At 45.0% G+C, this 9,186-nt stretch carries 14 protein-coding genes; all 14 read left to right on the top strand.

Going from position 1 to position 9,186, the window contains the following annotated elements:
• Positions 1-422: hypothetical protein (locus V7126_RS22755; RefSeq protein ID WP_335499411.1), on the top strand; the 422-nt coding region annotated here is incomplete at its 5' end.
• Positions 409-804: a hypothetical protein gene (locus V7126_RS22750; RefSeq protein WP_046132521.1), complete on the top strand. Its 396-nt coding sequence runs from the start codon at positions 409-411 to the stop codon at positions 802-804. The genes V7126_RS22755 and V7126_RS22750, both read left to right, overlap by 14 nt.
• A gap of 663 nt (positions 805-1,467) precedes the next feature.
• Positions 1,468-2,667 (top strand): hypothetical protein, encoded by a 1,200-nt coding sequence (locus V7126_RS22745; protein WP_046132520.1) that lies wholly within the window; start codon positions 1,468-1,470, stop codon positions 2,665-2,667.
• Between the two features lie 15 nt (positions 2,668-2,682).
• A complete protein-coding gene (locus V7126_RS22740) occupies positions 2,683-2,859 on the top strand; it encodes a DUF5659 domain-containing protein (protein ID WP_157759324.1) in 177 nt (58 codons plus the stop codon).
• 19 nt (positions 2,860-2,878) lie between these two features.
• Entirely contained in the window at positions 2,879-3,412 is a 534-nt protein-coding gene (locus V7126_RS22735; protein WP_046132519.1) for a hypothetical protein, read from the top strand.
• Positions 3,413-3,520: 108 nt separating this feature from the next.
• On the top strand, positions 3,521-3,748 hold the full coding sequence (locus V7126_RS22730) for a helix-turn-helix domain-containing protein (protein WP_046132518.1): 228 nt from the start codon (positions 3,521-3,523) through the stop codon (positions 3,746-3,748).
• Positions 3,745-3,957, top strand: a complete 213-nt coding sequence (locus tag V7126_RS22725) for a hypothetical protein (protein ID WP_046132517.1) — start codon at positions 3,745-3,747, stop codon at positions 3,955-3,957. The genes V7126_RS22730 and V7126_RS22725 overlap by 4 nt, the downstream gene beginning before the upstream one ends.
• Positions 3,958-4,087: 130 nt before the next feature.
• Positions 4,088-4,282, top strand: coding sequence for a hypothetical protein (locus tag V7126_RS22720; protein ID WP_046132516.1), 195 nt, complete (start codon positions 4,088-4,090; stop codon positions 4,280-4,282).
• Entirely contained in the window at positions 4,267-4,656 is a 390-nt protein-coding gene (locus V7126_RS22715; protein ID WP_046132515.1) for a hypothetical protein, read from the top strand. The genes V7126_RS22720 and V7126_RS22715 overlap by 16 nt, the downstream gene beginning before the upstream one ends.
• Positions 4,649-4,999, top strand: a complete 351-nt coding sequence (locus V7126_RS22710) for a hypothetical protein (RefSeq protein ID WP_046132514.1) — start codon at positions 4,649-4,651, stop codon at positions 4,997-4,999. The genes V7126_RS22715 and V7126_RS22710 overlap by 8 nt, the downstream gene beginning before the upstream one ends.
• Positions 4,996-5,481 (top strand): hypothetical protein, encoded by a 486-nt coding sequence (locus V7126_RS22705; RefSeq protein WP_046132513.1) that lies wholly within the window; start codon positions 4,996-4,998, stop codon positions 5,479-5,481. Before V7126_RS22710 ends, V7126_RS22705 begins: the two co-directional genes overlap by 4 nt.
• Positions 5,482-5,493: 12 nt before the next feature.
• Positions 5,494-6,120: a hypothetical protein gene (locus V7126_RS22700; protein WP_046132512.1), complete on the top strand. Its 627-nt coding sequence runs from the start codon at positions 5,494-5,496 to the stop codon at positions 6,118-6,120.
• A 59-nt stretch (positions 6,121-6,179) separates the two neighbouring features.
• On the top strand, positions 6,180-6,515 hold the full coding sequence (locus tag V7126_RS22695) for a hypothetical protein (RefSeq protein ID WP_046132511.1): 336 nt from the start codon (positions 6,180-6,182) through the stop codon (positions 6,513-6,515).
• On the top strand, positions 6,515-9,186 hold a 2,672-nt coding region (locus V7126_RS22690; RefSeq protein ID WP_335499398.1), incomplete at its 3' end, for a phage tail tape measure protein. The genes V7126_RS22695 and V7126_RS22690, both read left to right, overlap by 1 nt.

Raw genomic sequence — 9,186 nt, 5'->3', positions numbered from 1 at the left:
GCATTCGCAGGCTGTGCCGAAATCGGCGTCACGGCAGCGCGAGAGCTATTCGGTCAGGAGGTGCGTACGGCATGATGGCTAAATTTCAACCGCAAGCAGTAAAGCTGCATTATCACGGGGAAACATTCGATACAAAACAAGAAATACACGAAATATCGGACGCCTGGTTAATCGGACCTGACATCATCGGACTGTGTTTGGATGACGATGAGCTTGAGTTCTATAAAACGGATCAGCTCGACAAGCAGGACGACGGCTATCATTTGTACGAAGACAATCACCCGCAATTTTTCACGATAAGAGATCCAAGGTTCGACGCAGACCTCCGCAAAATCGATGTTTCTGAGCTCGCAAATATGTCATTTACGGATTTCGTTCGAATTGGATTTAAATTGGGGAGGTCTTCATATGAGTCGTATTGAACACTTGTTCCGAAAAGAAGAGGATAACCGGTCTTTGGCCGAGATTCATTTCGAGCGTCTAACCGCAGTTGCCGCCGACATAGAGCACGATTTTAATAGATTGCGAGCGGCGCAGTCGGAAATTGATCGAGAACTATCCGACAAGTATCACGAGATCGAAAAAGGTAACTTCGATGTGGTTCGCGGTTATTACCTGGCGAAGGGGCTTCAGAACATACTTCAGCGCCGCAGAACGATAAAGGGCGAGCTTTGCCGGCTTAATTCGCTTAAAGATTCGTTAGAGCTTGATCGAGTGGGCGAGCGTTTACAGAGGAAAATAAAACAAGACGAACGGTTGCGGGAACAACTCAATTCGTCTTTAAAATTATCAGAAATAATTTAATTGAAACGCTAAACATTCGAATTTAATGGCCGATATTAATCTAGCAGACTATACGCATCCGGAGCCGAATGGTTTTCCGGGTGCGAAAAAAATAAATATTTTTTAGATTCGACGGACATAGGCGTCTTTTCCAATTCGAATCTATTTAAGTACGGGTGAAAATTTTTTAGTCTACAAATCACCCATCTTATAATCTAATGCAATTATAATCGCAAAAAGGAGGATTGTCAAGCACAAAATGAAAAACAAAATTACTCTACTGGAAAGCCAGTTTGTTCACAGGATGCTGCGACTCTTAACAAAGCCTAAAAAGGTGGTAAAAATAGATTCAGGATAGTCCTAGATGGTCCGGATCATTCGCTAGAATGAGACGGTATGTTTTAAAGATTTACGTCCGTTCGCAAGCTCACTACCGTGCAAGCCAATGAAAACACTTGTCTTGCTATACTTTATCGCGATTAATTTTTTTAAAAAATATCTGCGCGAATATGAATGAAATGAATATGAGCGCAATGTTTTATCAGAACAAACGTGATAAACAATCGCTGGAAGCCTTGATACGTAAGGGTTTTCGAAGAATTTCCGTAAAGAGAGAATCGATAAAACCGCTATAATGTAGCCGTGCGTCATCGCTTTAATAAATTAAAGAAAAAGAGGTGTACTATGGAAATTAAAGTAATTGATTCAATGATGGGAAGTGGAAAAACTACCTGGGCGATCAAGTATATGAACGAGGCACCCACCGATCAAAAATTCATCTATATCACGCCCTTTCTTAATGAAGTGAAGCGAATCAGAGAAAACGTAACTGGACGAAAGATGCTTGAACCTAACAATCGGAACGGCGAAGGATCAAAGCTCCGATCATTAAAGGAATTGATCGCGGAAGGGTATAGTATCGCATCGACTCACGCCCTTTTCCGTTCGGCTGACGATGAATTGATTTCATTAATAGAGGAAGAAAACTACACTTTGATCTTAGACGAAGTTATGTCCGTTGTCGAGCGCGCCGAAATCGGTAAAGCGGATATATCAGCTCTCATGTCTAGCGGCCTAATAAAGATCGAGGAAGATACAAAACAAGTTGTATGGATAGACACCGGCTATGATTCTGGTCGATTCAGCGATATAAAAATGCTTGCTAACGCTGGCAACTTATATAAGTTTGGGGAAGGACTGCTCTTATGGACGTTTCCACCGCGAGTATTTAAGGCATTTGATAAAACGTTTATTATGACCTATCTTTTTGATGCACAGATTCAACGATGTTATTTTGATCTATTTGATATACAGTACTCGAAACAATCCCTTGATAACGGGGAGGTAGTGCCATATGATCGTTTGTCTGAGAAACGCGAGGAAATTTTTAGTCTCATTGAATTATACGACGGCCCTTTAAATGAGATAGGCGAGGCAAGATATGCGCTAAGTTCTAATCGTCTCAAAAGCTACTCATCCCAAACACTTAAAAAAATAAAGAACAATCTGAACAACTACCTAAGAAATATCAAAGGGGCAAAAGGCAAAGAAATCCTGTGGACCACATTAAAATCAAAAATGGACGCTTTGAAGGGTCCTGGCTTCGCAAAGAGCTTTGTTGAATGGAATATCAGAGCGACAAATGATTATGCGGATAGATCGGTATTAGCTTTTATGTACAACCGATTTATTCGCCCGGAAGAAAAACAATTTTTTGAGGGGCAGGAAAAGACTATAACTGTCGATGACGACCTTCTCGCCGTATCTGATTTACTCCAATGGATCTGGAGGTCGAGAATTAGGAACGGACAACCTATTAGTCTATATTTACCTTCTTCAAGAATGCGTTCGTTATTAAAAGCGTGGGCTTCATATGAAATTTGATAGGGGGGGGACGGGATGAAAGATCAACCAACTAAGGCTATTTTAAGCCTGAAAATCGCGAGACATCTTCTAAAGAAGGGCTACGAACTATTAGACATTGAGCCGAGTCGGAAGTACGGAGACAGGCTTGTGTTTATCTTCAAAAATACACCACAGCTAGACGCAGAATTCAAAAAGTTCAATAGAAAATAATTTATAAGGGGCGAATCATTTGGGTCAGCCGAAAAATATCATCCAAACTTTTAGAAACCCAGGAGAAGGAGCCGTCCAGTTTGCGGCGGAGTTCGTCGAGAATCAAACGAGAGAGAGTGCATTGCCTATAATAAATAGCTTGTTAAAAGGAGAGCTGCACGATCCGACTGATAAACGAATAAAGAAATGCGCGTACTGTGGTTACTATTACAAGGACCGCACGAAGCCTAATAACAGTAAAACATGTTCGAAAGGGTGCAAAACGGACCTCGACACATTAAGGCGGGCAATGAAACGCGCTGATAAAGCTCTTTTAAATCCGAAGGAAAAGAAATTGGATGGTATAGAGAGCGCTTATATTTGGTGGCTTGATTATCCTTTTTGGATAAGCGAGAGGGAAATGTTAAAGCGCGCTTGGAAGTATGAACATTTGGCAACCGATAGGAAGATAGAGATCATGCTTGCAGCAAAATATCGAGATCAACAAATAGGAGGGAAGAAAAAAGCAAAATGTATTGTCCCATATAATGGCGATGAAGCAGGTCAATTTTAGCCGCAGTAAAAAAGTATATATGAGAGGGTAAAGCACTAGGCTCATTGTCTAGTGCTATTTTTATGCAATCAGTGAAGAAACCTTCACAAACAAGAAAGGAGCAGTGATATGTTAAGCGGGTCAACGATACGCAAAATACGGAAAATTTATAGGCTTTCTCAAAAAGACGTGGCTAGAATCACAGGAATTAGTGAGTCTATGGTTTCGATGATTGAGTCGGGCGCCCGCCAGTTGCCGGATAAGGTAGCCGAAAGGTTTTCGGAATTTCTGGAACTCACTCCGGAAAAAGTCATCGATTTACTTGAATTCTACCAAAATACGGAGGTTGAGACATGAATGATCTATGGAAGTTCGGCAAAGGGTGGCTGTTTGGGTACACGGAAGACAAGGAATTGATTCGGCGCGTGAAGCGATATAAAAAGGATTGGGTCATCGTAGCCGACTATTTTAAAAACGATAGGCTCGTAGGCATCCAGTTTAAAATCCCGATTGAACAGCGCCGAGCAGCCGAGAGGATGTTCGATGTTCGCGTATCAAGTTTTTAAGGAAATCGAAGGATTTAAGCGGTTTTTATGTCGCCGCGACTATTCCTATTAAGACTAGATTTCGAGGGCTTGTTTCTTTTCATTTTCAACGAATATCTGTTCATTACACCTACTTTTAGGGGGTATTTGCTTGTATGACGTATTTATCTATGTAAAACCGTCAGAGGCGATCACAGTTAGAGCAGAAACGGGAGAAATCATCCGCCGATCATCCGGCCGCACCCGTGACCTAAACGTCTCGCGGGCGGTGCTAGAATGTCGAGCTTACGAAGAAGAAGCAACGATCGTTTGCGAAAAGGGGGAACCGGCATGTTCTGCGTCTTAAAAATGTTCGATCATTACGGAGATTACGGTACGGCTGAAACGACATATATTCGCGAGCCAAAAGCCGGCAGCTTTACGGACCTATTGCCCGGTGGTGTCGCTTTTATCAAACTGGACCTAGAAAAAGGCACATATAAGGTGACGGACCGTGACGACTCCCTGATCGTGTTTTCGACCGTAAGCCGCGGCGACGGGTTGACCGATCTCGAATTTCGCCGAGAGCTGTTTAATTCGGCGACAGATTCGGCCTATCATTACGGGGCAAAGGACGCGTTTGTAATAGAGGGGCCTGTAAAAACGCCGGTTGAAGAATATGAGGCCGAACTATTGAAAGAAGAAAGAGCGATCAGAAATGAGGGGATTTCGAATGAGTGAATGGAAAGAAAAAAGGGCAGAACTGGAACGGCAGCTAATTGATGCAAAACAAACGGTGATCAAATACGAAGGGACACTAAAACCTTCTCGTACAGTTACTGAATCAGAGTACCGGGAAGCCCAACGAGCAGTCATAGACCTGGCTTCACAAATTTCAAACGGCGATTACGAGGCCGGCCGACCTTCAGATCCATACGAAGGGATGACCGCGCAGGAACTCCGAAGTTTATACGAGGAAAAGAAAGCGAATTACAGGGGATACGCCGGATCAGGTCGTGAGGCGGCGGAATTGATGCGAATCGACACACGTATCCAGGCGTTAGAAAGTGAGGAAGCCGAATGAACTACACGCTTTATTTAACGCAAGCAAGCGATGGTCGTGAGACGGTCTATTCATATACGCTTCACAATTTCGAAGGCGAGAAGGCAGCCGGCACATTTCTCGCATTAGGGAGACGACGTAACGACATGTCTTACTGCGGACATATCGCGCTTCAAAGGGCGCTGAGATCGGTAGCTAAGATCGAGGGTGTAATATCGCTAAAGGTAATCGTCGACCATCCTTTGTTACAGCCGATTGTCTTTGAAACGATGGGAATCGATGAGCCGATACACCCGACATTATGTCAGACGACAAACAGGATGCTAAAACGGTTCGCATCTTACGAGCTGGCTTCTGCGGATTTCAGCGGCGATGACGCGACATGGCAGGAAGTAGCAACATTGGACAATGCGTTAGATTCACTCGAACAAAATAAGACGGTCAAAGGGAGATGGCAGATATTTCGCGATCTCTTTTTTAATTCTCAAAAAATCATTCGATAAGGAGACGGTTAGGTGAAATTTTCTAAGCAGCTACAGGAAAAAATATCGGAATTGAAGGCGCTAGAAGAAAAGGCGGCAAGCAGCTCGGAGAAAATTCGCGGCTATAATGCAAAAGTGGCGGATGAGTTGGCGGAAGCCGAGGTCGAGCTAAAGTCAGCTATTGCGAAACTGGCGGACAATCCTTCTGATGCGAACAGGACGAAAGAAAGAGAAGCTCGCCGAAGGGTTGCCGAGTTACAGCTAGAATTAAACGGGGCAAAGGAGCGCGAAAACATCGTTTTCGGGTTGAATAGTGGTAAAAAAAGCCGCCTCAAAATCGAAATTTTAGAGATGGCCCGAGATGAAATTCGAGCAAACAGAGACGCTAATGAGGAAAAGGTGCTGAAACGTATTGCAAAGGCGAAGCAAGAATATCTTGAGGCAGCCAAGTCGTACTATGACCTTTTAATTACCGACGGTCAGAAAAAATATTATGACCTTGTACAGGAGATAGATGTACCCGACCACATTGCGCAGCAAAATGAACCGGGCCTATCAGTCCATCATCCGATCTATACTTATCGAGATAACGGGCCAAACAAATACGGAATTTTTGAGGATGAAGTAAAACGAGCATGGGAACGCGGGAGAATCGAATAATGCACGAAGCACCTCTAACCAGGGTGCTTTTTTTTATTTTAGAAGGGGGAATCGGATAAATGAATAATCTTCGTCAGGCGAATTTGATTGCACTGAAAGTAGCAGAGAAATTTGACAAAGAAATTAAACCGAAGTTGGGGAAATTGGAATACGGCCAGGCTTTCCTTAGCGAAATGAAACGCGCAAGAAATCTGGCAAATCGGCACGCTCGTAAACTTAAACGAATGACTTTTAAAGAAAACGATCAGGAACCGGTTAATTTGTTGATCGCGTATCTCGAAACAGTTGGCGAAGCCTTCGACCATCTTTACCGCAGAGAAAACGCAGAGGCACAACGGTTAGAGGCAGAGGCCGCACGCATTTACAGCGAGTTCGAGAGAAGGTTTGGTGAATAATGGCGGACCATTCTATTAATGTACGAATAGGCGCCACAATTACGGATCTGACTCGCTCTTTGTCTGAGGCACAATCGCGGATATCTTCTTTTGGACAAGAAATATCAGGTTTTTCGCGATCAATGGCGCTAGGTTTTGGGGCCGCGGCTACCGGAATGGCTGCCGGCCTTTCCGCAACCGTCGCGAAATCAGCCGAATTTGATACGGCTATGCGAAAAGCTGGAGCGATCGCTGGGGCTACCGGTAGCGATTTTCAGAAAATGCGGGATTCAGCGTTAGAACTAGGCGCTTCGACTACGCAGACATCGTCCCAGGTCGCGGAAGCTATGACGGAACTTGCCGCAAAAGGCTTCGATGCCAATAAGATCATTGGAGCCATGCCTGGCATTATAGCCGCCGCAGAAGCCAGCGGCGAGGATCTTGCTTTGACGAGTGACACGATTACATCAGCCTTAAATGCTTTTAATCTGAAAGCGACCGAATCCGGAAGAATTGCGGACGTTCTGGCGATGACTGCGAACAAGTCAGCGGCTGGTATGACATCGCTACAATACGCTTTCAAATACGCAGCGGGACCGGCGGCGCAGCTCGGTATATCATTAGAGGAACTTTCCGCCGCAACCGGTATCATGGTTGACGCAGGACTTGCAGGCGAGCAGGCGGGGACGACGCTACGATCTGCTTTACTGCGGCTGGTTGATCCACCAAAGCGGGCGGCAAATACATTGGAGGATCTTGGTGTAACGACAGTCGATCAAAAGGGTAATTTCCGGTCATTAAAAGACATTATCGGCCAGCTACAAAAAGGTATGGCGGGCATGACCGACGCTCAGAAATCAGCGGCTCTCGCAAGCATATTCGGTACTGAAGCAGTTACCGGAATGATGGCGGTTGTTTCGAAGGGGCCTGACGCGTTGGGCGAGTTTACGAAAGAGCTAGAAAACTCCAGCGGTGCAGCAGCGAAAACCGCGAAACAAATGAAAGAAGGAATCGGCGGTTCTCTTGAGCATTTGAGCGGTGCGTTCGAATCTTTCGCAACAACAATAGGGGATCAGCTTGCGCCTTATGTTTCGGCCGCAGCGGACAAGATCGCTAATTTAACTGAGCGCTTCAACAAACTGAGTGACGGTACGAAGAAATTTATCGCAGTAACTGCGGCCGTTGTTACCGGATTAGTAGCCTTTATAGCGATTTCCGCGGCCTCAGTAACGGCAGTCGCGTCCTTCTCGTCCAGTCTCGGTGCACTCGCAACCGTACTCAGGACAACCCGAAAAGCTCTTTTGTTAACGATGTTTCAGTTCACGCTGGGAATAGGCGCCGTTATCGCATTAGCAGCCGCATTCGCCTACGTCTATAAGAATAGCGACATGATCCGCGGAAAACTTCAGGATTTAGGAAACAAACTGGGGCAGAAAGTAACTCCGGTAGTAAAAAACTTGACCGCCCTATTCAAAGGCCTAGCCGAAACGCTGACCGGAGACTTTACGCAAGGATCGATCGCGCTTCACAACCTCCTGCCGCCTTCTGTTGCGAATGTTGTCGTCAAAGGAGTCGCAATTATCCGAGGCGCATTCGAGGATCTGAAGAAGACGATCACCGACGCCTTTAACGGAGATTTTTCAGGATTAGCGGAATTCATTCCGAATATCATCGGAATCATAATCGGCGGTATTCCGGGATTAATGGTCGCAGGATCGAAATACTTGCCGGCGATCGCGAAAGGTATCGAGCAGAATATGCCGAAGATTCTCGAAACAGCGACTAAAGCCGTTGATTCTTTCGTTAACATGATCGTAAAGAATCTCCCTATTCTCCTACAAGCGGGTATTCAGATTATCCAAGGTTTGCTAGACGGATTTACTCAATCACTACCTAGTATTCTAGCGGCCGTAACGCAGCTTATCGATTCGCTTGTCCAGACGATCGTCACTTTATTACCCGCGTTGATCGGTGCCGGCATTTTGATCTTGACTTCGCTAATCGAAGGAATAGTCGAGGCGCTGCCGCAAATCATCCAGGCGGCGACAACAATGCTGACGACGCTGATTAATACGATCGTAACGCTTATGCCGATGATTATCCAGGCCGGAATACAAATTTTAAATGCGTTAATTTCTGGGATTATCCAGGTTCTTCCACAACTGATCGAAGCGGCGTTACAGTTAATTCTCGCACTTGCAAACGCGATCCTTGAAAATTTACCAACGATCATTAACGCAGGGATTCAAATTTTAACTAGTTTGATTGACGGCATCATTCAAATTCTTCCGCAGCTCATCGAAATGGCGATTTATCTAGTCGTTACTGTAGCGCAAGCGTTAATCGAAAATCTACCGAAAATCATTGACGCCGGGATTCAGTTATTGCTTGCTCTTATTGACGGGATTCTCCAAAACCTACCGCAATTAATTGAGGCAGCGATAGAGCTCATCTTTGCTATTGCGCAGGCTTTGATAGAACATCTTCCTGAAATACTGGATGCCGGGATGCAGATCCTCATGGCGGTAGTTGATGGGATCATGCAAATGCTGCCGGAATTATTTTCAGTGGGTATGGAAATTGTCGGTGAAATTGCCGGCGCAATTATAGATAACAGCGGCCAAATTTTTGATGTAGGCGCTGATATAGTCAACGGTTTATGGGAAGGTATAGATTCGATGAAAGGGTGGCT

The sequence above is a fragment of the Bacillus sp. JJ675 genome (genome assembly GCF_036963165.1).
Lineage (GTDB): Bacteria > Bacillota > Bacilli > Bacillales > Bacillaceae > Bacillus > Bacillus glycinifermentans.
The sequence above is the reverse complement of the archived record's forward strand: the minus strand, read 5'-3'. Positions and strand labels throughout refer to the sequence as shown.